At 73.2% G+C, this 23,107-nt stretch carries 20 protein-coding genes; 9 read left to right on the forward strand and 11 right to left on the reverse strand.

Translation table 11 applies throughout. The annotated features are described in order from the left end of the window. Positions 1-5 precede the first annotated feature (5 nt). Complete coding sequence (locus ACWDVW_RS26045) at positions 6-1,217, forward strand: DUF4032 domain-containing protein (RefSeq protein WP_449953723.1); 1,212 nt, start codon at positions 6-8, stop codon at positions 1,215-1,217. A 9-nt stretch (positions 1,218-1,226) separates the two neighbouring features. Here the strand turns inward: ACWDVW_RS26045 and nagA are convergent, their stop codons facing one another. The 3 genes from nagA to ACWDVW_RS26060 are packed head-to-tail and all read right to left on the reverse strand — an operon-like array spanning position 1,227 to position 4,326. After that, complete coding sequence (gene nagA, locus ACWDVW_RS26050; RefSeq protein WP_449953726.1) at positions 1,227-2,336, reverse strand: N-acetylglucosamine-6-phosphate deacetylase; 1,110 nt, start codon at positions 2,334-2,336, stop codon at positions 1,227-1,229. Further along, complete coding sequence (locus tag ACWDVW_RS26055) at positions 2,336-3,400, reverse strand: ROK family protein (protein ID WP_449953729.1); 1,065 nt, start codon at positions 3,398-3,400, stop codon at positions 2,336-2,338. The genes nagA and ACWDVW_RS26055 overlap by 1 nt, the downstream gene beginning before the upstream one ends. Next, positions 3,397-4,326 carry an SIS domain-containing protein gene (locus ACWDVW_RS26060; RefSeq protein ID WP_396742032.1) on the reverse strand — a complete coding sequence of 310 codons (930 nt, stop codon included), beginning with the start codon at positions 4,324-4,326 and terminating at the stop codon, positions 3,397-3,399. The genes ACWDVW_RS26055 and ACWDVW_RS26060 overlap by 4 nt, the downstream gene beginning before the upstream one ends. A 285-nt stretch (positions 4,327-4,611) precedes the next feature. Here ACWDVW_RS26060 and ACWDVW_RS26065 point away from each other — a divergent pair, with 285 nt between their 5' ends. From ACWDVW_RS26065 to ACWDVW_RS26090, 6 genes are all read left to right on the forward strand, one after another. Beyond that, a complete protein-coding gene (locus tag ACWDVW_RS26065; RefSeq protein WP_350699255.1) occupies positions 4,612-5,397 on the forward strand; it encodes a DeoR/GlpR family DNA-binding transcription regulator in 786 nt (261 codons plus the stop codon). Positions 5,398-5,551: 154 nt separating this feature from the next. Further along, complete coding sequence (locus ACWDVW_RS26070; RefSeq protein WP_449953733.1) at positions 5,552-6,562, forward strand: ABC transporter ATP-binding protein; 1,011 nt, start codon at positions 5,552-5,554, stop codon at positions 6,560-6,562. Continuing rightward, on the forward strand, positions 6,559-7,566 hold the full coding sequence (locus ACWDVW_RS26075) for an ABC transporter permease subunit (RefSeq protein ID WP_449953736.1): 1,008 nt from the start codon (positions 6,559-6,561) through the stop codon (positions 7,564-7,566). The genes ACWDVW_RS26070 and ACWDVW_RS26075 overlap by 4 nt, the downstream gene beginning before the upstream one ends. A 152-nt stretch (positions 7,567-7,718) precedes the next feature. Continuing rightward, positions 7,719-8,129 carry a DUF3263 domain-containing protein gene (locus ACWDVW_RS26080; RefSeq protein ID WP_449953739.1) on the forward strand — a complete coding sequence of 137 codons (411 nt, stop codon included), beginning with the start codon at positions 7,719-7,721 and terminating at the stop codon, positions 8,127-8,129. A gap of 54 nt (positions 8,130-8,183) precedes the next feature. Continuing rightward, the gene (locus ACWDVW_RS26085) at positions 8,184-9,155 is read left to right on the forward strand and encodes a hypothetical protein (RefSeq protein WP_449953742.1); all 972 of its coding nucleotides are present in this window, start codon (positions 8,184-8,186) and stop codon (positions 9,153-9,155) included. Between the two features lie 103 nt (positions 9,156-9,258). Continuing rightward, positions 9,259-9,759, forward strand: a complete 501-nt coding sequence (locus ACWDVW_RS26090) for a GNAT family N-acetyltransferase (protein ID WP_350699264.1) — start codon at positions 9,259-9,261, stop codon at positions 9,757-9,759. Positions 9,760-9,829: 70 nt separating this feature from the next. On the opposite strand, the gene ACWDVW_RS26095 is transcribed toward ACWDVW_RS26090, so the two are convergent. From ACWDVW_RS26095 to ACWDVW_RS26125, 7 genes are read right to left on the reverse strand one after another with little or no spacing between them, the layout of a single operon-like run. Beyond that, positions 9,830-12,127 carry an AAA family ATPase gene (locus tag ACWDVW_RS26095; RefSeq protein WP_449953745.1) on the reverse strand — a complete coding sequence of 766 codons (2,298 nt, stop codon included), beginning with the start codon at positions 12,125-12,127 and terminating at the stop codon, positions 9,830-9,832. Positions 12,128-12,165: 38 nt separating this feature from the next. Further along, positions 12,166-12,675: a hypothetical protein gene (locus tag ACWDVW_RS26100; protein ID WP_449953747.1), complete on the reverse strand. Its 510-nt coding sequence runs from the start codon at positions 12,673-12,675 to the stop codon at positions 12,166-12,168. A 41-nt stretch (positions 12,676-12,716) separates the two neighbouring features. Further along, positions 12,717-13,481, reverse strand: a complete 765-nt coding sequence (locus ACWDVW_RS26105) for a GTP-binding protein (protein ID WP_350699269.1) — start codon at positions 13,479-13,481, stop codon at positions 12,717-12,719. After that, a complete protein-coding gene (locus ACWDVW_RS26110; protein WP_449953750.1) occupies positions 13,459-13,941 on the reverse strand; it encodes a DUF742 domain-containing protein in 483 nt (160 codons plus the stop codon). The genes ACWDVW_RS26105 and ACWDVW_RS26110 overlap by 23 nt, the downstream gene beginning before the upstream one ends. Then, entirely contained in the window at positions 13,938-14,408 is a 471-nt protein-coding gene (locus ACWDVW_RS26115; RefSeq protein WP_131055729.1) for a roadblock/LC7 domain-containing protein, read from the reverse strand. Before ACWDVW_RS26115 ends, ACWDVW_RS26110 begins: the two co-directional genes overlap by 4 nt. Next, the gene (locus tag ACWDVW_RS26120) at positions 14,405-17,080 is read right to left on the reverse strand and encodes a sensor histidine kinase (RefSeq protein WP_449953753.1); all 2,676 of its coding nucleotides are present in this window, start codon (positions 17,078-17,080) and stop codon (positions 14,405-14,407) included. The genes ACWDVW_RS26115 and ACWDVW_RS26120 overlap by 4 nt, the downstream gene beginning before the upstream one ends. Continuing rightward, complete coding sequence (locus ACWDVW_RS26125; protein ID WP_449953756.1) at positions 17,067-18,239, reverse strand: hypothetical protein; 1,173 nt, start codon at positions 18,237-18,239, stop codon at positions 17,067-17,069. The genes ACWDVW_RS26120 and ACWDVW_RS26125 overlap by 14 nt, the downstream gene beginning before the upstream one ends. 367 nt (positions 18,240-18,606) lie before the next feature. Between ACWDVW_RS26125 and ACWDVW_RS26130 the strand changes: the two genes are divergently transcribed. Continuing rightward, on the forward strand, positions 18,607-21,474 hold the full coding sequence (locus ACWDVW_RS26130) for an alpha/beta fold hydrolase (protein WP_449953759.1): 2,868 nt from the start codon (positions 18,607-18,609) through the stop codon (positions 21,472-21,474). Further along, the gene (locus ACWDVW_RS26135) at positions 21,474-22,373 is read left to right on the forward strand and encodes an ABC transporter permease (protein WP_350699279.1); all 900 of its coding nucleotides are present in this window, start codon (positions 21,474-21,476) and stop codon (positions 22,371-22,373) included. Before ACWDVW_RS26130 ends, ACWDVW_RS26135 begins: the two co-directional genes overlap by 1 nt. Here ACWDVW_RS26135 and ACWDVW_RS26140 read toward each other — a convergent pair. Further along, positions 22,363-23,049 carry a DUF4232 domain-containing protein gene (locus tag ACWDVW_RS26140; RefSeq protein ID WP_449953763.1) on the reverse strand — a complete coding sequence of 229 codons (687 nt, stop codon included), beginning with the start codon at positions 23,047-23,049 and terminating at the stop codon, positions 22,363-22,365. The genes ACWDVW_RS26135 and ACWDVW_RS26140 overlap by 11 nt on opposite strands. Between the last annotated feature and the right edge of the window lie 58 nt (positions 23,050-23,107).

Genomic DNA, 23,107 nt, shown 5'->3' on the forward strand with positions numbered 1-23,107 from the left:
ACGCCGTGCGGATCACTTCGGCCCTCGTAGACCCGGCGTTGCTCGACCTGCCCTGGTCGACACCGCTGGAGGAGTGGCCGGCCGAACACCTGGTCGCGCTGCCGCAGGGCATCTCCCGGCACGTGGTGCGCTTCGTACGCCTCGGCGGCTTCGTCTACGCGGTCAAGGAGACCGGCGAGCGGGTGGCCGAGCGGGAGTACGACCTGCTGCGCGCGCTGGAACGGATCGACTTCCCGTCGGTGGAGGCGGTGGCGATCGTCGCCGACCGGCAGTCCGACGCCGGTAAGCCACTCGACCCGGTGCTGATCACCCGGCACCTCCAGTTCTCCCTGCCGTACCGGGCGTTGTTCTCGCACACGCTGCGGCCGGAGACGATGGGCCGTCTGCTGGACGCGCTCGCCGCGCTGCTGGTCCGGATGCACCTGACCGGCTTCTTCTGGGGCGACTGCTCGCTGTCGAACACGCTGTTCCGGCGGGACGCGGGCGCGTTCGCCGCGTACCTGGTCGACGCCGAGACCGGGGCGCTGCGCAGCGCGCTCTCCAACGGCCAGCGTGGTGAGGACCTGGAGATCGCCCGGGTCAACATCTTCGGCGAGGCGCTCGACCTCGCCGCCGCCGGCCTGCTGCACGACTCGATCGACCCGGAGGTGGTCTGCGAGGAGGTCGTGCAGCGGTACGAGCGGCTCTGGCACGAGATCACCTACGAGCAGCAGGTGGAGCGGGACGCCCGACACGACGTCGAGGGGCGCATCCGGCGGCTGAACGAGCTGGGCTTCGACGTGGCCGAGGTGGCCATGTCGACGATCGACAACGGGCGGTACCTGATCCGGCCGAAGGTGGTCGACGCCGGCTACCACCACCGGCGACTGCTCCGGCTCACCGGTCTGGACGCCGAGGAGAACCAGGCCCGCAGGCTGCTGAACGACCTCGACGCGTACCGGGCGGAGAGCGACCTGATCGACGAGCAGCAGGCCGCGCACCGCTGGTTGACCGAGGTGTTCGAGCCGGTGGTCCGCGCCGTGCCCGCGCACCTGCGGCGCAAGTTGGAGCCGCAGGAGCTGTTCGCGCAGATCATCGAGCACAAGTGGCTGCTCTCCGAGGAGGCCGGCCGGGACGTCGGCATGCGGCACGCGGTGCACTCGTTCCTCGGCGACGTGCTGGTGCACCGCCCCGACGAGCAGGCGGTGCTCGGCGTGGAGATCCCGGCGCCCCGCTGACCGGCCGGGTCACTCGACCCAGTCGCCGCCGCGCATCACCCGGACGACCCGCAGGTCGTCGTCGAGCACCACCAGATCGGCGCGCAGGCCGGGCTGGAGGCTGCCGACCTGGTCGGCGAGGCCGATCGCGAGCGCCGGCGTGGTGGACACCATGCGGACCGCGTCGGGCACCGGAACCCCGGCGGCCACCGCGTTGCGCAGCGCCGCGTCCATGGTCAGGGTGCTGCCGGCGATCGCACCGTCCCGGGCCAGCCGGGCCTGTCCGTCGGTCACGGTCACCGCCTGCCCGCCCAACTCGTACTCGCCGTCGGGCATCCCGGCGGCGGCCATCGCGTCGGTGATCAGCGCACAGCGCTCCGGACCGGCGGTGCCGATGGCGAAGGTCAACGTGCCCTGGTGCAGGTGTACCCCGTCGGCGACCAGCTCGCACACCACGTTGGGCGCGGTCAGCAACGCCACCACCGGCCCCGGCTCGCGGTGGTGCACCGGACGCATCCCGTTGAACAGGTGGGTGCCGACGTTCGCCCCGGCCGCCACCGCGGCCACGGTCTGCTCGTACGTCGCGTCGGTGTGTCCGACCGCGGCGACCACGCCGTGCCGGGTGAGCAGCTCGATGGCCTCCAGCGCGCCGGGGCGCTCCGGGGCGAGGGTCACCATCCGGACCGCTCCGTCACCGAGCTTGATCAACTCGTCCAGCTCGTCGGTGGACGGGTCGCGGAGGAACTCCGGGTTCTGCGCACCGCACCGGGCGGCGGACAGGTACGGCCCCTCGAAGTGGATACCGGCCAGCACGCCGTCGCCCACCAGCGGCGCGAACGCGGTGGTGGCCGAGCGCATCAGGTCGAACGGCGCGCTGACCAGGCTGGCGAGCAGACTGGTGGTGCCGTGCCGCAGGTGGAACGCGGCGGCGGCGCGGGCCTGGTCGGCGTCGCCGGTGGTGAACGTGTGCCCACCGCCGCCGTGGGTGTGCATGTCGACGAAACCGGGCACCACCCAGTGGCCGTCCCGGACCGACGGGTACTCGGCGACAGCGCTGATCCGGTCACCCCTGACCTCGACGCAACCCTGCCGGACCACCCCGCTCGGGGTGACCACCTTGCCGTTAACCCGTTCGGTCATCACGTCTCCAACTGGTCGAGGGCGAGCAGGGCGGCACCGAGGCAGCCCGCCTCGTCGCCGAGGGCGGCCGGGACCAGTCGCGGCTCCCGGTGGAACGTCAGCCGGTCCCGCAGCGCCGTACGCAGCGGGTCGAACAGCCCGGCACCGGCCTGGGCGAGCCCACCGCCCAGGACGATCGCCTCCACGTCGAAGAGGGCCTGGCCGGTGGCCAACCCGTCGGCCAGCGCCGCGACCGCCTCCCGCCAGACCCGACTGGCGATCTCCTCACCGGCCGCCGCACGGGCGGCCACCTCGGCGGCGCTCACCATCGTCGGCCGCGTACCCGAGCCGGTGGCGGACCCGCCGTCCGACCCGGCGCGGTCGGTGGTGGCGGCGCTCGATCCAGCTCGGTCGGTGGCGGACCCGCCGGTGGCCGGCGAGCTGGCGGACCCGGCGGCGGTGTTCGGTGCGGTGGTGAGTGCGGCGTAGCGGCGGGCGACGGCGGAGGCGGAGGCGATCGACTCCAGGCAGCCGGCCCGGCCGCAGCCACAGGGCGGGCCGTCCGGGCGGACCAGGATGTGGCCGAGTTCGCCGGCCGCGCCGTGCGCGCCGGTGGCGGCCGATCCGGCGACCACGTGTGCGGCGGCGATGCCGGTGCCGATGGCCACGAACAGCACGTGCCCGGCGTCGCGACCGGCCCCGAGGCGCGCCTCGGCGAGTCCGCCGGCCCGCACGTCGTGCCCGAGCGCCGTGGGCAGGCCGAGCCGTGCCGTGGCCAGCGCCCGCAGGGGTACGTCCCGGAAGCCCACGTTCGCCGACCAGACCGCGACGCCGCGTGCCTCGTCGACGACGCCCGGCACCACGATGCCGAGTGCGGCCGGGGCGAGGCCGTCGGCGCGGGCCTTGTCGGCCAGCCCCTCGGCCACGGCGAGGATCGTGTCGACGACCGCCTCGGCTCCCCGAGCCGCCTCGGTGGGGTGTCGTTCGGCGTGCACCACGGCACCGTCGGGTCGGATCAGCGCGCACTTCATCCCGGTGCCGCCGACGTCGAGTGCGACGACGACCCGCTCGTGTGCTGGGGTCACGTGAGTACCACGGACCTGCTCAGGTGCCGGGGTGCGTCGGGGTCGAGCCCGCGACTGGTGGCCAGGGCGACGGCGAAGCGTTGCGCCAGGATCAGGTCGGCCATCGGGTCCACCGGCGTACGACCGGCGGCCCAGCGGCCCAGCACGGTCCGGACACCGTGGGTGCGGCTGTGCGCGAACGCGGCACCGGTGGCGGCGACGTCCTCGGGCAGCCCGTCGGGCAGCTCGCCGAAGGCCCAGACCAGCCGGCCGGGCGCGGCCACCGAGATCGGGCCGTGCCGGTAGTCCATCGCCGGGTACGCCTCGGCCCAGAAGGTGGCCGCCTCGCGGCACTTGAGCGCCGCTTCCTGGGCCAGCCCGATCGTCCAGCCCCGGCCGAGGAAGGTGACCTGCTCGATCAGGGTCGGGTCGATCGGCAGCGGGGCGCGGACCGCGACCTCCGCGTCGGCGACCAGCGCGGCGATGTTGTCGCCCAGGTGGGCGCGGAGCAGCGCCAGCGCGGTGGTGGGGAAGCGGGTCTGGATCACCGAGCGCTCGTCGGCGAAGGGCATGGTGACGGTGGCGTCGGCGATGTCGACCGCCGGTGACGCGGGGTCGCCCACCAGCACGGTGGTCGGGATCTGCCCGCGTACCGCGGCGAGCAGGTCGAGCACCTCGGTCGTGGTGCCGGAGCGGGTGATCGCCAGCAGCCGGTCGTACCGTCGGCCGGCGGGGAACTCGCTGGCCTGGAAGGCATCGGTCTCGCCGTGCCCGGCGGCCTCCCGGCGGGCCGCGTACGCGGAGGCCATGAACCACGAGGTGCCGCAGCCGACGACGGCGACCCGTTCACCGGTGCGGGGAAGTCGGTCGACCACCGAGGGGGCCAGGTCGGCCGCCCGGCGCCAGCAGTCCGGCTGACTCGTGATCTCTGCGGAAACGTACGCCATGAGAACTCCTCGCTGGCCGGCTCGCTGCGCAGGGGCAGCGTGTCGCGTCGTGCAGCTTCCACCGCGGCGGTGCAGCTTGTCGCGCGGTGCAACTCAGGTGCGCAGTGCGGCTAGCTGCGCGATTAAGCTCGTTAACCGCATCTTTCGAGCGCCATTCTGCTCGAAACGCGGTGGTAATGGCAACCGCAGGGGTGAACGCGCAGCCGGAGGTTTTGCCACATCCTAGTTTCGCGCACTACTGTGCACGCAACCAATCACGGATCGTGCAGTGACGGAGGCTCCGGGGTGGACCGCTACGCGAGATGGAACGCCCTGCTCGAAATGCTGACCGACTCCGGCCGGGTCACCGTCGAGGAGGCCGCCGAGCGCCTGGACGTCTCGCAGGCCACCATCCGCCGCGACTTCGACCAGCTCGCCCAGCAGCAGATGATCACGCGTACCCGGGGTGGTGCGGTCGCCAACGGCGTCTCGTACGACCTGCCGCTGCGCTATAAGACCGCCAAGCACTCCGCCGAGAAGCAGCGCATCGGCACCGCCGCCGCGGCACTGGTGTCGCCGGGCACGGTGGTCGGCCTCAACGGCGGCACCACCAGCACCGAGGTCGCCCGGGCGCTGGCCGTCCGCCCGGATCTCAACACCAACGCCGAGGGCGCGCAGCTGACCGTGGTCACCAACGCCCTGAACATCGCCAACGAGCTGCTGGTCCGGTCCCGGATGAAGGTCGTGGTGGCCGGCGGGGTGGTGCGTCCCAAGTCGTTCGAGCTGGTCGGCCCGCTGGGCGGGGCGCTGCTGCGCGAGGTCACCCTGGACGTGGCGCTGCTCGGCGTGGACGCGATCGATCCGCAGCTCGGTGCCGCCGCCCACCACGAGGGCGAGGCGGCGATGAACAACCTGATGGTGGCCCGGGCCAAGCGGGTGGTGATCATCGCGGACTCGTCCAAGTTGGGCGGTCACGCCTTCGCCCGCATCTGCTCGGTGGACCGGGTCGAGACGCTGGTCACCGACTCGGGTGCGGCACCCGAGGTGGTCGATGCCTTCCGCGTCGCCGGCGTCCACGTCATCTGCGCCTGACCTGCAAGGAAGGGCCCCTTCCTAACGTCTCCGGTATAGCAGGGGACCCCTGCTAACACATCTCCCGGCGTGGCGATGCATACCGGGTATTGCCTTCCGCTGCATACCGCGTATGGTGTCGTCGTCGCCCACACACCAACGGGGGAGGTGCAGCTTGCCAGCTGTCCTGGAAATCGAAGGTCTACGAAAGACGTACCGGAGCCGACGACGTGGCACCCGCAACGCCTTGGACGGCTTCGACATGCGCGTCGAGGCGGGGCAGGTGCACGGCTTCCTCGGCCCCAACGGGTCGGGCAAGACCACCACACTGCGTACGCTGCTCGGCCTGATCCGGCCCGACGGCGGCCGAATGGCGATCCTCGGGCACGAGGTGCCCGCAGCGCTGCCGCAGGTCGCCGGTCAGGTCGGCGCGATCGTGGAGAGCCCGCAGTTCTTCCCGCACTTCAGCGCCAAGGACACCCTGTCGCTGCTGGCCGGCGCCGGTGACGTGCCCGCGCAGCGGGTCGACGAGGTGCTGGAACTCGTCGGCCTGCGCGACCGGGCCGGCGAGCGGGTCAAGACGTACTCGCTCGGCATGAAGCAGCGACTGGCGGTCGCGTCGGCGCTGCTCAAGAACCCACGGCTGCTGATCCTGGACGAGCCGGCCAACGGCCTCGACCCGGGCGGCATCCGGGAGATGCGCACCCTGATGCGCAACCTCTCCGAGTCCGGGATGACGGTGGTGCTGTCCAGCCACATCCTCGGCGAGATCCAGCTCATCTGCGACTCGGTCACCATCATCTCGCTGGGCCGGCGGGTCGCCTTCGGCCCGGTCGACGAGGTGTTGGCGCAGCACTCGTCCGGCGGGGTGCGGGTCCGGCTGGAGGCCGTGACCGACCTGCCGGTCGCCGCCGCCGCGCTGACCCAAGCCGGCGTACGGGTCACCACGAACGAGGATCACCTGATGCTCGCCGGGGTGGACAAGCCGGCCACCGTCACCCGGCTCCTCGCCGAGCAGGGCCTCTACGTCAGCGAACTCGCACCGATCGCGGTGGACCTGGAGAGCGTCTTCCTCGAACTGACCGCCACCGCACCGGTTCCCGGTCAGCACCGGCAGGTCGACCAGTCCGTACGAATGGATGGGGCGGCACCGTCCGCGCCCACCGCAGGAGGTTGGGGCGCGTGAGTCTCTTCCGTACCGAGCTGCGCCGGTTGGCCAAGCGGCGCTTCACCCGCTTCATGACGGCCGGTGGCCTGCTGGTGCTGGCCCTCGTCGTGGTCGGCATGTTCCTCAGCAACCAGAAGATCGACGCCGGCCAGTGGGCCGAGGCCGAACGCGCCGCCGACCGGCAGCACCAGGAGCAGGTCCGCGGGGCCGAGCAGGAACGCGCCGCCTGCGAGCGGGCGAAGACGGCGGGCGAGGAGTTCTGGACGGACGACTGCGCCGACATCAGCGCGCCGGCGCGTGAGGACATCCAGGCGGAGTGGTTCCTGCCCTCGACGTTCGACTTCCGGGACAGCTTCGGCGACATGCTGATCCCGCTCGCCGCGATCCTGGCCCTGATCGGGTTCGTGGTCGGTGCCTCCTTCGTCGGCGCCGAGTGGAGCACCGGCGGGATGATGAACCTGCTGCTCTGGCGACCGAAACGGCTGACCGTGCTGCTGACCAAGCTGGGCGCGCTGCTCACCGGGCTGCTCGCCCTGGCGCTGCCCGCCACGGTGGTCTGGTTCGGCAGCCTGTGGCTGGTCGCCAACCTGCGCGGCAGCACCGCGGAGATGACCTCCGGTGTCTGGCAGTCGTTCCTGCTCACCGGGCTTCGTGGCATCGTGCTGGCGCTGGTGGCGGCGACGGTGGGCTTCGCCCTGGCGTCGCTGGGTCGGCACACGGCGATGGCGCTCGGCGGGGCGATCGGGGTGCTGGTGGTCGGTCAGGTGGCGATCGCCATGCTGCTGAGCATGATCCAGGTGCGCTACCTCGACGCGTGGCTGCTGCCCACCTACGCGTACGCCTGGATGACCAAGAAGGTCGAGCTCCAGGACTGGCGCTCCTGCAACGACTCGTACACCGGCATGTGTGAGCCGGCCACGCTGGACATCACCTGGCAGCACTCGTCGGCGCTGTTCACCGTCGGCATCGTGCTGGTCCTCGGCGGGGCACTCTGGGCGATGCGTCGCCGCGACATCAACTGACCCGACCGACTGCGGACACCACCGCCACCACCGACCCCGGGTCGGTGGTGGCGGTGGTGCGTTCGCGGCGCAGTGCGTCGGATGATGCCCCTGGTTAGGCTGGTGGCCCGGTTGGCGCTGCTCGTGCCGGCCGCCCCTCGCAGAGGAGCCCCATGCAGCCCGCCGACGCCGCTGAGACAGCGGAGACCGGTCCGGACGCCGTCACGGTGCCGCCGCCACGGTCCGCCCCCGAGGTGGAGTCGACCCCAACGCCGCCGGACGTGGATGCCGCCGGCCCGGGTGGACCCGACCCGGACGGCGACGCCGCGCCGGAGGCGGCTGCTCCGCCCCCCGCCGGGCTCGGCGAGCGCGACCGCGAGATCCTCGCCTTCGAACGTCAGTGGTGGCGGCACGCCGGTGCCAAGGAACAGGCCATCCGGGACCGTTTCGGGCTCTCCGCGACCCGCTACTACCAGTTGCTGAACGGATTGCTGGACAATCCGGCCGCGCTGGCCGCCGACCCGGTGCTGGTGGGTCGGCTGGTCCGGTTGCGCGCCTCCCGCGCGCGGAACAGGCGCCGCTGACCGGGGAGAATGTCGGACCGTGCGGCGGGTAGCCGGGGCACGGAGGTGGCGACGATGACCGGAGCCGGCCCGGCGCGACCGAGGCGTACCGCACAGGCGACCTATCCGAGGACGGACGCGGGGCTGCCCGAGGCCGTCTCCGGGGAACGTCGGCGGGGCCCGGCGGTCGGCACCGCGCCGACCATGCGGGTACGCTCCGCGTCCGCTCCGCCACCGGGCCGGACGGTCAACGAGGACCTGGTGTTCCGCTTCGGCCCGCTGGTCGGGGTACTCGACGGGGCGACCGTGCCGGAGGGCTTCGACACCGGCTGCGTACACGGGCCGCAGTGGTACGTCCGGCACCTGGCCGCCCGGCTGGGGCTGGCCGAGGCGACCCGCCCGGCGGCGACGTTGGTGAGCAACCTGGCGGCGGCGATCCTAGCGGTCCGCGCCGACCACGGCGGGCAGTGTGATCTCGACCACCCCGGGACGCCGTCGAGCACGGTGTGTCTGCTGCGCGACGGTGGTGACCAGGTCGACTACCTGGTGCTCTGCGACAGTCCGCTGGTGCTCGACATCGGCGGACGGGTCGGGGTGGTCACCGACGACCGGCTGGCCACCTCGGTGGCCCGCCTGCGTGCCGTCGCCACCGCGCTGCCCGATTCGGCCGACCGGGCGACCCGGTTCCGGCACGCCGTCACCGCACAGCGCGAGCAGATGAACCGTACGCACGGTTACTGGGTCGCCGCCGCCGACCCGGACGCGGCGTACCAGGCGGTGGTCGGCACCCTGCCGTTGCGGGGCCCGGAGGCGCTGCGGCGCGCGGTGCTGCTCAGCGACGGAGCCTCCGCCGCCGTCGAAGAGTTCGGCCTCTTCGACTGGGCCGGCCTGCTGGACGTGGTGTCCACCGGCGGACCGGGCGGGCTCGTCGATCTGGTCCGGGCGGCCGAGCGGGACCACCCCGACCGGCTGCGCCGGCACAAACCGGCCGACGACGCGTCCGCCGTCTACTGCGAGTTCACTCGGTCGGACGACAGCGGAGCGTGAGGTAGGACGAAATCCGGTCCGACCGGTCGAACCCGTCCGCCGGAGGGGTCGGTCGGCGCGGACCGGGTGGACTTGCGGCGCCGGGCGCGGGAGACTGCGGCACGTGACGGGTGCGGTCCGGTTGGAGCCGGTAGACGAGAAGAACCTCGAACCGTTGCTCTCCGTAGCGGCGGCCGAGGCGGAACCGGCCGAGGTGATGCCGCCGGTGGAGGCACCGGCCGGTTGGTCGCACGCGCGGCGGGAGGCGTTCCGGGACTACCACCGGGCCAGCTTCGGCGGGCTCGACGGCCCGACCCGCACCGCCATGTACGCCATCCTCGCCGGCGGTGAGGTGGTCGGCATGATCCGGATGACCCGGCGCGACACGCCGGACACCGTCGAGGTGGGCATGTGGCTGGGCCAGTCCGCCCGAGGTCAGGGCATCGGGCGGGCGGCGCTGTGCGAACTGCTCAACCTCGCGCCGGACGCCGGGGTGCGGACCGTGGTCGCGGACACCACGGCGGACAACCACGGCGCCCTGTACGTGCTGGAGAGGTGCGGCGCGAAACTGCGCGAGGACGGCGACCGGGTGTCCGCCGAGATCTCCCTCGACCCCACCCGCTGACCCCCGTCCCCACCGCCTCGTCGCCCACCCGTCCCCGCCGCTTCGTCGCCCCCGGGGTGGGAGGGGTGGGTCAGCTGCGCTTGTCGGCGTATGCGGCCAGCCAGGCGACCTGGGCGGGGTCGAGGGACGGGCGTACCCGCGAACGGGCGGTGGCGACGTGGTCGGCGGTGACCGTGGCGGCGGTCAGCGACTCGCGCATCGCGGCCAGCGCCGCCTCCCGGACCAGCGCCGCGCAGTCGGCGGCGGAGAAGCCGTCCAGCTCCGCGCCGAGCGAGGGGAGGTCGACGTCCTCGGCGAGCGGCACGTTGCGGGCGGCGGCCCGCAGGATCTCCGCCCGCGCCTCGGCGTCCGGCGGCGGTACGTAGACCAGCCGTTCCAGCCGCCCGGGACGCAGCAGCGCCGGGTCGACCAGGTCCGGCCGGTTCGTCGCGCCGATCACCACCACGTTGCGCAGCGACTCGACGCCGTCCATCTCGGTGAGCAGCGCGGCCACCACCCGGTCGGTGGTGCCGCCGTCGCTGGCCTGGCCGCGTACCGGCGCCAGGGCGTCCACCTCGTCCAGGAACACCAGCGTGGGCGCGGCCTCCCGGGCCCGCCGGAACAGTTCACGGACCGCGCGTTCGCTCTCGCCGACCCACTTGGACAGCAGTTCGGCGCCCTTGACCGAGAGCACGTTCGCCCGACCGGACCCGGCCAGCGCGGTCACCAGGAACGTCTTGCCGCAGCCGGGCGGACCGTAGAGCAGCACGCCACGCGGTGGCTGCACGCCGAGGCGGGCGAACGTGTCCGGGTAGGTCAGCGGCCACAGCACCGACTCGGTCAACGTCTGCTTGACCTCGACCAGGTCACCGACGTCGTCGAGGGTCACCCGGGCCAGTTCGAGGGTGGAGGCGGCCATGGTGGTCGGCCGGACCACCTCCAACGCGGCGGTGAAGTCGGCCATCGCGACGGTCGGGTTCTCCACCGACTTCTGCCGCAGGGCCGCGCGCACGCCGGCCTCCCGCACCAGCGCGGCCAGGTCGGCGGCGACGAACCCGGGGGTACGCCCGGCGACCTCGTCGAGCCGTACGTCCTCGGCGAGCGGGACCGGACGGGTCAGCACGGTGAGCTGTTCCCGACGCAGGGCGGCGTCGGGCAGCGGGACGTCGATCCGTAGCGAGAGCAGGTCCGGGGCGCGCAGCGCCGGATCGACGGCCTCGGAACGGCCGGTGGTGCAGACCACCGCCGATCCGGCCCGGACGATCTCGGCCAGGCACTGCCGGAACACGGTCGCGACCGGGCCGGGACTGTCCGCCGGGGCCAGCGCCTCCACGTCCGAGACCAGCAGCACGGCCGGGCCACCGGCGACCACCTCGGCGGTCACCGACCGGAGCCGGGCCGCGGCCGAGGAGTTGGTCAGCGCCGCGACCTCGGGCGCCCAGAGCTGGTGCACCCGGGCACCGACCTGCGCGGCCACCGCCCGGACCAGCGCGGACTTCCCCGAACCGGCCGGGCCGGCGACGAGTACGCCGAGCGCGACGGTGGTGCCCAGCCGGCCGAGCACCTCGCCGTGGTGGAAGCCCAGGTCCAGCAGTTCGGTCAGCTCCTCGGCCTGCGACCGCAGGCCGGGCAGCTCGTCCACCGAGGGGACGTGTTCCTGGTGCACCTCGGTGTCGGCCCAGACCTCGGCACCGGTCTCCGCGTCGGCGTCGGTGCGCCGGTCACCGCCCACCGTCGTACGCCCACCGGCCGGTCGCCCCAGCCCGGCGGAGACGGCGGTCGCCGACCGGCGGACGTCGGTCTCGCCCCGGGTCTCCGGGCCGTGCTCCCACCCGACCAGGGTGTCCATGGTGACCAGGGCCCCCGGGGTGGGGTCGGCGTCGACGACGCGGAGCAGTGTGCTGGTCCAGGCGTAGCCGACCCGGGTGGAGAGGCTGCGTCGGGCGGCCTCCACCAGCGTGCGCGTCGAGGCGTCCGGCAGGACGTCCTGGGGCAGCAGGGAGACGTCGTCCCCGGCGGTGACCACCTTGCCGAGCAGCGCCAGTCGCAGCATCTCCGGGGAGACCACCGCGACGATCTGGGCCGGGCCGGAGAGCAGCACCCGCCGGGCGGCGGTGACCGGGGCCGCGCTGGCCGTGACCTCCCCGCCGTCGCGGGCACCGAGGTTGCCCAGCGTCAGGTCGTCGGCGTGCAGCAGGCCGGCACCGGATCCCGGCTCGGCCTCGGCGGCGATGCCGGCGGTCACCCGCCGACCGGTCAACCGGACCGGATCACCGGCCCGTAACCCGAGCGCGGTCAGCGCCTCGGGGTGCAGCCGGACGATGCCACGCCGGGCGTCCAGCGCGGCCGGACGCAGACTCGCGATCAGGGTCAACTCGGGTTCGCCCACCCGAGCGACCCTAACCGGCCCGGTCACCCCATGTGCGATCAGCCCGGCGGATGCTCGCCGGTGAGCAGGGACGGGTCACGACGGATCAGCTCGGCCAGCCGGGCCGCCGGGTCCGGCTCCGACACGTCCGGAGTGTCGGACCAACCGGGCGCGGTGCCGGTCGCCAACGGCCAGGCCGGCGGTGGCGTGGCGGGCTGCCCGCTGACCACGACCTCCTGGCCGATCCAGGCCACCCGCAGGTCGTACGCGGTGCCGTCGTGGTCGACCCGGGCGGTGACGCTGGTGCCCGGCCGGGCCGCGACCACGGCGCGCAACGCCTCGGCCACCTCCTCCGCGACCTGCCGCGGGGGCGTTCCGGGTACGCGCTCCGACGCCCCGGCCCAGCCGGGACCCGCGTTACGGCTGTCCGTCCGGCTCACCGCCGCACCGGACGGCACGTCCGGTTCCGGATCGGGCTGGTCGTCGGCCGACGGATCCGTGGACCGGCGGCGCAGCGCCTCCTCGCGCCGACGCATCCGGGCCAGTGTCTCGTCCAGTCCGCCCCTCATCCGCCTCACCCCTTCCCACGAGCGGCCGTGAGCCGGTCGGCTCAGGCCCGCTTGTCCCGGATCGCCCGGTCCAGCGCCCGATCGAGGACGACCAGCAGGGCGTCCCGCACCGAGAGCCGGTCCCGGGCGTCGAACTGCACCAGAGGTACGTGCTCACCGATGGCCAGGGCCCACCGGATCGCGTTGAGGTCGTGCGCCAGATGCCCGTCGAAGGCGTTCACCCCGACCACGAAGGGCAGGCCGGCCCGTTCGAAGAAGTCGATCGCCGGGTAGCAGTCGTCCAGCCGGGCGCTGTCCACCACCACCAGCGCGCCGAGCGCGCCCCGGGCCAGGTCGTCCCACATGAAGCCGAAGCGGGCCTGGCCGGGCGTGCCGAACAGATAGAGCTTCAGGCTGCGGTCGATGGTGACGCAGCCGAAGTCCATCGCCACCGTGGTCGTGGTCTTGTCCGAGCGCTGGCCGGGGTCGTCGACCCCGATGCCGGCGATCGTCATCTCCGCCTCGGTGGTCAGCGGCACGATCTCCGATATGGCGCCCACCGTGGTGGTCTTACCCACTCCGAAGCCCCCGGCTACCAGGATCTTGACCGGGATCGGCGGGGTCCGGCGGTGTGCACCCGTACCACCGGACCCCGCCGGGGGCCGGTACGGCGGTGGCGGGGCCACCGGGGCGGGGGGCGGCGGCGGGGTGGCCCGTCCCACCGACGGGGGGACCGGCGCGGAGCCGCCGTAGCGGGCCGCGGCGCTGTTGGCGGAGAGTGCGCCCTGCGGGGCGACCGGCCAGTCAGGAGATTGCACGAAGTCCATCAATCACTCGCAGGATGACGTCGGGGTCGAGGGCGTCGTCGGCATCGTTGACGTGTACGTCCAGATGGCCGGCGGCCCGCAGGTCGCCCACCAGGACCCGGGTCACACCGAAGTGCAACCGGGTCTTGGCGGAGATCTCGGCGACCGAGATCGGGTCGCCGCAGAGTGCCACGATCGCCTGGAGTTCCGGGGTCAGCCGGGCGGTCACACTGGTCCACGGTTCGGGGCCGGACCGGGCGGTCACCTGGGTCTCCAGGCCGATCGACGGGTCCGCGCCGGCCACCCGCCCGGCCGTGAGCACGAACGGGCGGAGTCCGGTCGGACCGGCCGCCTCGGGTTCCGATCCGACCGCCGCCGGTGCGTCCGCCGGTCCGGCGTCACCGGCCGGGGCGGGCTCGCGCAGGTAGGGCCGGATCCGGAACACCGGCTCCGGTTCCGCACCGGCGGCGTCGGGATTCATTGCTGAACGGAGTTCTTGAGTTCGGCGATCAGGCGCGGGGTGAGCGCGCTTCCGGCCCGACCGGCGAAGAGGGTCATCTCGTACGCGACGGTGCCGAGGTTGGCCGACCGGTCGGCGACCACACCGAGCACCGAGCCGCTGCTGATCGCGCTGATCAGCAGGTAACCCTCGGCCATGTCCACCACGACCCGGTTCAGCCCGCCCAGCGCATACCAGCTCGCGGCGCCGCCGGCCAGGCTGGTCATGCCGGAGACCACTGCGGCGAGCCGCTCCGCGTTGGACCGGTCCTTGATCGCGGACATGGCCATCAGCAACCCGTCGGACGAGACGGCGATCGCCTCCAGCACCCCTGCCGTGCTCGAGGTGAAGGTGTCCAGAAGCCAGTTGAACGTGCGGGCCTCGGGGCTGAGGTCGCCGGCCGGGTGACTCTGGTGGTCGAGGTTCTCGTGTACGTGCGGGCTGGTCAAAGTGGCGTTCCTTCGTCGTCGCTGCGGTCGGGACGGACATCGCGCAGAGCCCGGGCGACGCCGGTCTCGAACGCGTTGATGAGATCGCGGACCTCGGCCGGGTCACCGGGGTTCTGCGCCATCGTCTGGCGGGGCGTGGTGGCGATCAGGTTTGCGCCCGGCACCCGGCGGCTCAGTTGGGTGGGTGCACCGGAGGGCGCGGGCTCGACTGGCTGCGGGAGCGCCGCCGCCCGGCTCTGCTCGGCCCGGCGTACGCCCGACTCGAACTGCTCGACGAGGGCGCGGGCGGCGACCGGATCGGCGCCGGTGGCGTCCACCGGACCCACCCGGGGTGCACTTCTGGACAGGCTGGCACCGGGCACCCGCTGCCGGATGCCGGGCAACGGGCCGCTCGGTGCAGGCGGTGCAGGCGGGGTGGGCGGGGTGGGTGGCGGCCCCTGTGCCGGCGCGGTCCCGGCGGGTGCTGCGGGGGCGCCGACGGCCGGACGGTCCGGCGTGACGGTGTGGTCCGGCGTGAGCGCGTGGTCGGGCGTGACGGTGTGGTCCGGCGTCACGGTGCCCGGAGCGGTGGCGAAGGCGTCCCAGGACGCACCCAGCTCCATGCTCTCGGTGGCCCGGCTGAGCAGCTTCTGGTCGAAGCCGGGCAGCGCGGCGGCCTCGACCGGTGGCCGGACCGGACCGCCGACCCCGACCGGCACCGGTTCGGCCTGGGCCGGGCCCTCCAGCGCCGGCACGGGCGGCGGGGTGCCCGGGTCCGGCTGGTGCCGGGCCGGCAGCGCGACGGGCACGCTGGCCCGGGCGGTGGGGATCACGCCGCCGGTGCCGAAGACCAGCGACGCCCGGGGGATCAGCACGGTGGCGGTGACGCCGCCGCCCGGCGTCGCGGACAGGCCGACGCCCCAGCCGTGCCGGCGGGCCAGCCGACCCACCACGAAGAGTCCCAGCACCTCGGTCGGCGCGAGGTCGAGCCGTTCCCGGCGGGTGAGCCGGACGTTCTCGTCGGCCAGCCGTGCCTCGGTCATGCCGATCCCGTGGTCGACCACGGTCAGCCGGGCGCCGTCCTCGGTGATCTCGCCGCCGACCACCACGCGGGTGTGCGGCGGGGAGAAGACCGTGGCGTTCTCCATCAACTCGGCCAACGCCAGCACCAGGTCACCGATGATCGCCGGAGCCGCCGACACCTCGGCCGGGACCGCGACGTCGACCCGGGTGTAGTCCTCGATCTCACCGAGGGCGAGGCGGACCGCGTCGGCCAGCGGGACCGGCGCGACGTGGGTGACGTCGCCCGTGGCGCCGGAGAGCACCACCAGGTTGCCGGCGTTGCGCCGTAGCCGGCTGGAGATGTGGTCGAGGCGGTACAGGCTCTCCAGCCGTCCCGGGTCGGCCTCCTGCTGTTCCAGCCGGTCGATCAGCGCGATCTGCCGGCCGACCAGGTTCTGCGTACGCCGGCCGACGTGCCCGAACATCTGGGCCACGTTGCGCCGGCTGGCGACCTGCCGCTCCACCAACTGGGCGGCGGTGCTCTGCACCCGCTCGAAGGCGCGGGCCAGGTCACCGATCTCGTCCCGGGCGCGTACGTCGACCCGGTCGAGCCGGATCGGCTGGGCGTTGTCGGTCTCGTCGTCGGCGACCCGCACCAGTTCGGACTCGGCGACCCGGGCGACCCGGTCGGCGGAGCGGGTGAGTCGGGTCAGCGGCCGGGCGACGGTCCGGCCGATGGCCAGGGCGAGCAACACCACCACGACCAGGATCAGCAGCACCAGGGCGGTCACCCAGTACGCCTCGGCGAGGGCGGTCTGCCGGTCCGCCCGGACCTCGGCGGTCACGTCGGCGACCAGCTTCTTCTCCACGAACTGACCGAGGGTGATCAGTGAGGAGATGGTCGGGTAGAGGACCTCGACGGGCGTCTGCGACACCGCGCCCACCGGGTCCAGCGAGCTCTGGTCCAGGAAGCCGGGCCCGGTCCGGGCGTCCAGGGCGGCCTGCTCGATGTCCATCAGGGCCAGTTGCTCGGGCGTGATCAGGCCCAGCAACTGGGTGGTCTGCGACTGGAGGGTGGCCATGTTGGCCACGAAGACGGTGGCGAGCTGCGGGCTGGGCCTGGCCGCGACGAGTACCAGCAGGGCGGCGCCGCTGCCGAGCCCCTCGCTCTTGCGCAGGATCCCGTCCAGCGCCAGCACCTGCCGCCCGGCCGAGGTCCGGGTGTCCACGTCGTACGGCAGGCGCAACGAGTCGATCAGTCTGATGTGCACCGGCCCGTACGCGCCGATGACCTGGTCCGGGCTGGCCTGTCCGGCCAGCGTCGCGGTGCGTACCTGGGCGAGTTGCCGGACCCCGTCGAGCGCGGTCGTCACCTCCGGGGACAGTTCGTCGCCCAACTCGGTGCGCAGGTCGACGATCAGGTCGTCGACCTCCGCGATCTCCTGCACCAGGTCGGTGCGCTCGACCTGCCGCAGCAGCAGGCCGATGGCGAGCATCCGCTCCCGCTGGAGGTGTTGCAGCAGGGTGCCGACCCGGCTGGCGACCCTGACGGTGCTTTCGATGTCGCCGGCCCGCTGGGCGACCCCGGCGCGTTCCCACACCACCGGCAGCGTCAGCCCGAGCATGCAGAGCAGGGGGATGAGCACCAACAGGGCGAGTTTGCCCCGGATCCGGAGCCTATCGAGCAGCATCGAAGGGCCTCCACCGATCCGGGTCGTGGCCGTGCCCGACCGGCTGGAGCGCCCGGTCGCCCGGCGTACGGGTGGGCTCCCACGGGCTGTCGGCGGGCTGCTCCGGGTCGCCGGCTTCGGCGTCGGTGCCCTGCGGCCGGCCGGTGTTGTCTCTCGGGCGAGACAACCACCCGCTCACCGCCAGGGCGATCAGCAGCAGTCCGGCGACGCCGCCCGCGACCATGGTCAGCAGGTCGTCCCGGTCGAGCTGGTCGATCCGCTCCACCAGCAGCCGGTCGATCTCGTCGAGCAGGATCGGCTGGAGCTGCGTGGCGGCCCGCTGGGCGTCGTCCCGCGCGCTGGTCAGCCGGACCAGGTTGACGGTGCCGGTCCGGTTGTCCGGCTGGGAGTGGACCGCCATCGCCTCGGCCGCCCGCTGGTAGGCGTCGAACGGCGTCAGCACGCTCGCGCCCAGGTCGGCGCTGGCCGAGCTGTCCACCACCGCGCGCAGGTTGTTGACCAGGTCGTTGGCGGGTTGCAGCGCGGCGAGCCGCAGGGTGGCCAGCTCGCTGAGGGTGCGCACCCGGTCGCTGGCGGGCCGCTGCTGGGCCAGGACCGCGATGTCGACGAGCCGCCCGGCGGCCACCGTCGCCTCCGGCATCTCCTCGCCGACGCCGTCCTGGAGGAAGTACGAGGCGGCACCGGAGTCCCGGATCAGACCGGAGGTCTCGCGTACCTTGCCGTGCAGGGCCAGCAGCAGGTCGGTGACCTCCCGGTAGGCGCTGTACGCCGCCTCCGGGTCGAGCGAACGCTCGGGCAGCGCCTCCAGCTTGGCCCGGATCCCGGCCCACCGTTCGCTGGTGCTCAGCTCGCCACCGATGCGGGCGTCGACGGCGGCGGCCCGCTCGACGGCCTGCTGGAGGCTCTCCCGAGGCGGTTGGCGGTCGGCCACGGCGGCGCTCTGCGCGTCCACCAGCGCCTCGGTCACCGGTCCGAGGGCGCGCAGGTACTCCACGCCCAGTCGCTCCTGCTTCAGGGCCTCGCGGTCGGCGTCGATGTACTGGTGGGCCCGTACGACGAGGAACGCCACCGGCAGCAGCAGCGCGGTGGCGAGTAGCAGCGGCAACATGCGGCCCGGTGTCCGGGGCCGGCGACGGACCCGCGAAGCGGGAACGGTCATGGTTTCTCCTCCGGGTGGCGCAGTGGTCGGGGGATGGCGTCAAGGAGCCGGTCCCGTGCGCCGGACCGGAAAACTAATCGAACGGGGACTGTCTGTATGGGTCTCTCCGGGTCAGGTTTGCGTCACTTCGAGCGATGTGACGGAGGATTAACTGATTGACTACGGTGGGTGGCTCTTTCCGTGGAGATACGTCGTAGTTACGCGTAGTTTCCAGTGAAAGGCATTAATTTCCATGATGCGAAGTCATCCCAAAGGTTCGCTGCGGAGGATGTGCGGTCGACCCCTTGCGGATGACGATCGGCCGAGTAGGACGGACGTACGGCGGATCTCAGCTACCACTCAGGTTGCGGGCCGTACCGTGTGCCGCATGAGATCGCCGTTCTCGGCCGCACGGATTCGTCGTGCCCTACCCACCGGCCGCCGGTCCGTCGCCGCGTCAGTGGCCGTCGCCCTGCTGGCGGCGGTCGTCGTCTGGGCGGTGTGGCCGGACCGGCCGAGCTTCCGGACCGAGTCCGCGATGCTCACCGTGCGATCCGGGCCGAACGGCGACGAGCCCGTCGACCTGGACACCACGCTGTATCTGCCGCGCGAGGCCGCCGCCGACCGGAAGGTGCCGGCGGTGCTGCTCGCGCATGGGTTCGGCGGCACCAAGAACTCGGTCCGCACCGACGCCGAGGACCTGGCCGACCGGGGCTACGCGGTGTTGACCTGGACCGCCCGGGGCTTCGGCCGCAGCGGTGGCCAGATCCACCTGGACAGCCCCGACCACGAGGTCCGCGACGCGCAACGACTGCTGGACTGGCTGGCCGAGCGTCCGGAGATCCGGACCGACGCGACCGGCGACCCCCGCGTCGGCGTGGTCGGCGGCTCCTACGGCGGCGCTCTGGCGCTGCTGCTCGCCGCCCAGGACCAGCGGGTGGACGCGATCGTCCCGATGATCACCTGGAACGACCTGTCCCGCTCCTTCCTGCCGGAGAGCACCGGTGGGGAACCGACCGGCGGGGTGTTCAAGTCCGGCTGGGCCGGCATCTTCTTCGGTGGCGGCGGCGCCACCGGCTCCGGGCCGGCCGGGATCTCCGGCACCGGCGAAGAGTCGCCGGAGGGCGCGCCGGACGCCGGGCCACCCAGTCCCGCGCCGGGCCAGGGGCCGGGCACCGCACCGGGCGAACCGGCCGCCGGTGGCCTGCCCGATCCCTCCTGCGGCCGGTTCGCCGCCGACGTCTGCGCCGCGTACCTGCGCATCGCCGCCACCGGTCAGGCCGACCAGGCCGCCGTCGACCTGCTGCGCCGCTCCAGCCCGGCCGGCGTGCTGGACCGGATCGAGGCACCCACCCTGCTGGTCCAGGGCGCGGCGGACACCCTCTTCCCGCTCGGTGAGGCCGACGCCAACGCCCGGGGCATCGCCGCCAACGGCACCCCGGTGCGGGTCGCCTGGTTCACCGGCGGCCACGACGGCGGCTCCGGACCGCAGACCGACTCCGACCGGGTGAAGTTCCTGACCGCGCAGTGGCTCGACCACTACGTCGCGGGAACCGGGGACGCGCCCGGCGACACCTTCACCTTCTCCCGGATCGCCGGCTTCGACGCGATGGACCGGGGGCTGGTCGCCACCGGCTACCGCACCGAGGACTACCCCGGTCTCGGCGGCGACTCCCGCCGCGAGGTGACCGTGGCCGGGCCGCCCCAACCGGTGGCCAACCCGCCCGGCGGCAACCCCGCCGCGATCTCCTCGGTGCCCTTCGCCGGCTCGTTGAGCTCCCTGCTCAGCGGGGTGGCTGGCGACATACCCGGGCAGCACGCCCGGTTCGAGTCCGAGCCGCTGACCGAGGCGGTCGACATCGTCGGCTCGCCCACCGTGTCGCTGCGGGCCGCGTCGAGCAGCGGCGAGGCGGTCCTCTTCGCCAAGCTCTACGTCGTCGACCCGGAGGGGGGCGCCACCCTGCCCAGCGGGCTGATCGCGCCGATCCGGCTCACCGGCCTGCCGGCCACCGTCGACGCCGCCGAGCCGGTCACCGTGACCCTGCCGGCGATCGTGCACCGGGTGGAGGCCGGGCACCGGCTCCGGCTGGTGGTGGCCACCTCGGACCAGGCGTACACCACCCCGATCGAGCCGGCCGTGTACACGGTCGCGGTCGGTGAGACGCCGGTCAGCCTGCCGACGGTCGACAGCGACCCGATCCCCACCGAGGCGGCGCTCTGGCGCTGGGTGCTGGTCGGGCTGATCGCCGCGATCGTGATCGGGCTCGTCGTGCTGGTGGCCGTGCTGCGCCTGCGGCACCGCCGCCAGGACACCTCGATCCATCCCGAGTACGCGGACACCCCGTTGGCCGTGCGCCATCTGCGCAAGGAGTACGCCGACGGTTTCGTGGCCGTCTCCGAGGTGGACTTCGAGGTGCACCCCGGTCAGGTGGTCGGCCTGCTCGGGCCCAACGGCGCCGGCAAGACCACCACCCTGCGGGTGCTGATGGGGCTGACCCAGCCGACGGCCGGGGAGATCTATGTCTTCGGGCACCGGCTGGTGCCGGGCTCGCCGGTGCTCTCCCGGATCGGCGCGCTCGTCGAGGGGCCCGGGTTCCTGCCGCACCTGTCCGGCCTGGAGAATCTCAAGGCGTACTGGCGGGCGACCGGACGGCCGGAGGCCGACGCGCACTTCGAGCAGGCGCTGGAGATCGCCGGGCTGGGCTCGTCGGTGCACCGGCGGGTCCGCAAGTACAGCCACGGCATGCGGCAACGGCTGGCCATCGCCCAGGCCATGCTCGGCCTGCCCGAGCTGCTGGTGCTCGACGAGCCGACCGACGGGTTGGACCCGCCGCAGATCGCCGAGATGCGTCGGGTGCTCCAGCGGTACGCCACCGACGGTCGCGCGGTGCTGGTCTCCAGTCACCTGCTCGCCGAGGTCGAGCAGACCTGCACGCACGCCGTGGTGGTCAACAAGGGCCGGATCGTGGCCTCCGGGCCGGTGGAGGACATCGTCGGCGACTCGCCGAGCGTGCTGTTCGAGGTGAGCGACCCGACCGCGGCCCGGGACGTGCTCAACGACCTCGGCGGCGTACGGGTGCTGGACGACGCCGACGGGCACCTGGTGGTGGACACCAACGGCACCGCCCGTAGCGAGGTGGTCGCCGAGCTGGTGCGGGCCGGTATCGGGGTGGACCGGGTGGTGCCCCGGCGCCGCCTGGAGGACGCGTTCCTCGCCCTGGTGGGCGAGAACTCTCGGGGAAGCGGGGACCGGTGATGGCGGGATCGACCGTGCAGCCGACGCGGGAGGAGTCCGGGGTGGCTCCGTCGGGAGCCGCCGCCGGCTACCGGCCGTCGAGGACGCTGCCGTTCGGGGCCGAGTTCCGCCGACAGGCGGCGCGGCGGCGTACCCAGTTGGCGCTCGGCTTCATGGTGCTGCTGCCGTTGATCATCCTGATCGCGTTCCAGTTCGACTCGGGTGACGACGACAGCGGCCGGGGCGAGTTCGGCAGCCTGGTCTCGTTCGCCACCTCCGGCGGGCTGAACTTCACCCTGTTCACCATCTTCGTCTCCGCCTCGTTCCTGCTGGTCGTGGTGGTGGCGCTGTTCTGTGGTGACACGGTGGCCAGCGAGGCGAGCTGGGGCAGCCTGCGCTACCTGTTGGCGGTGCCGGTGCCCCGGGCCCGGCTGCTGACCGTGAAGCTGCTGGTGGCGCTCGCGTACTCGGCGTTCGCGCTGGTGCTGCTCGCCGGCACGGCCCTGCTGATCGGCACCCTCCGGTACGGCTGGTCACCGCTGCGCAGCACGGTCGCCGCGCAGCTCGAACCCGGCGAGGGGCTGCTCCGCCTGCTCGCGGTGCTCGGCTATCTGGCGGTGGTGCTGCTGGTCGTCGCCGGTCTGGCGTTCCTGCTCTCGGTGGTCACCGACGCCGCACTGGGCGCGGTGGGCGGTGCGGTGCTGCTGTGGATCCTCTCCAGCATCCTGGACCAGATCACCGCGCTCGGCGCGATCCGGTCGTTCCTGCCGACCCACTACAGCACCGCATGGCTGGGGTTGCTCTCCACGCCGGTGCAGACGGACGACATCGTCCGGGGCGCCATCTCGGCGATCTGCTACGCCACCCTCTTCTGGGGACTCGCCTTCTGGCGCTTCACCCGCAAGGACATCACCAGCTGAGTGCGGCGTCGACGCCGCCGTCCGTCCGGTCGGCGGGCGTCGGCGTCGAGGCGGTTCGTTCCTTCCAGGCGCTGACTCCGATCCGGCCGGTGTTGCCGAGGTCGATCGGCCCCTCCATGTCGAGGTCCTGCCCCGGCTGGCCCTCGCCCGCCGCGATCTCCACCCGCGCCGCGTCGGTGGCGACCACGGTCGGGTCGTCGACCAGGTTGCGCCAGATCACGGCCGCTCCGGCCGCGTCGCCCGGTGCCAGCACCAGTGGCCGGGGTGGGTCGTCGAAGCCCGAGGCGATCCCTGCCGCGCCGGGGACCACCCGGACGGTGATCGGTACCCCCTCGCCGTCGTAGAGCCGCAGCGCCGGGTAGCCGTGCAGCCGGTACGGCTGGTCGCCGCAGTTGACCAGCTCCACGCCCATCGCCCGGAGCCCCATGGCCGCGTTGACACCGAGGTAGCGGATCAGTACGCCTGATTCGGGACAGACCTCCGGTCCGTCCGGGCCGGCCGTGGTCGGGCTCGTGGCCGGGTCGGCCTGCTCCGTCGGTCCGTCACCCGGGACGTTGCCGGACGCGTCGGTCGGTGCGCAGCCGGCGAGCAGCGCGAAGGCGGTCAGCAGCGCGACGAGCCGAGGACGCCGGTAGGCCCGGCCTCCGTCGCCGCGTCTCGTGGTCGTATCCGGCATCGATCCCCCGTGGATTTCTCGCATCCGCTCATCGTCGCATCACGGTCCTCGATCGTTC

Source organism: Micromonospora sp. NPDC003241, assembly GCF_053589795.1.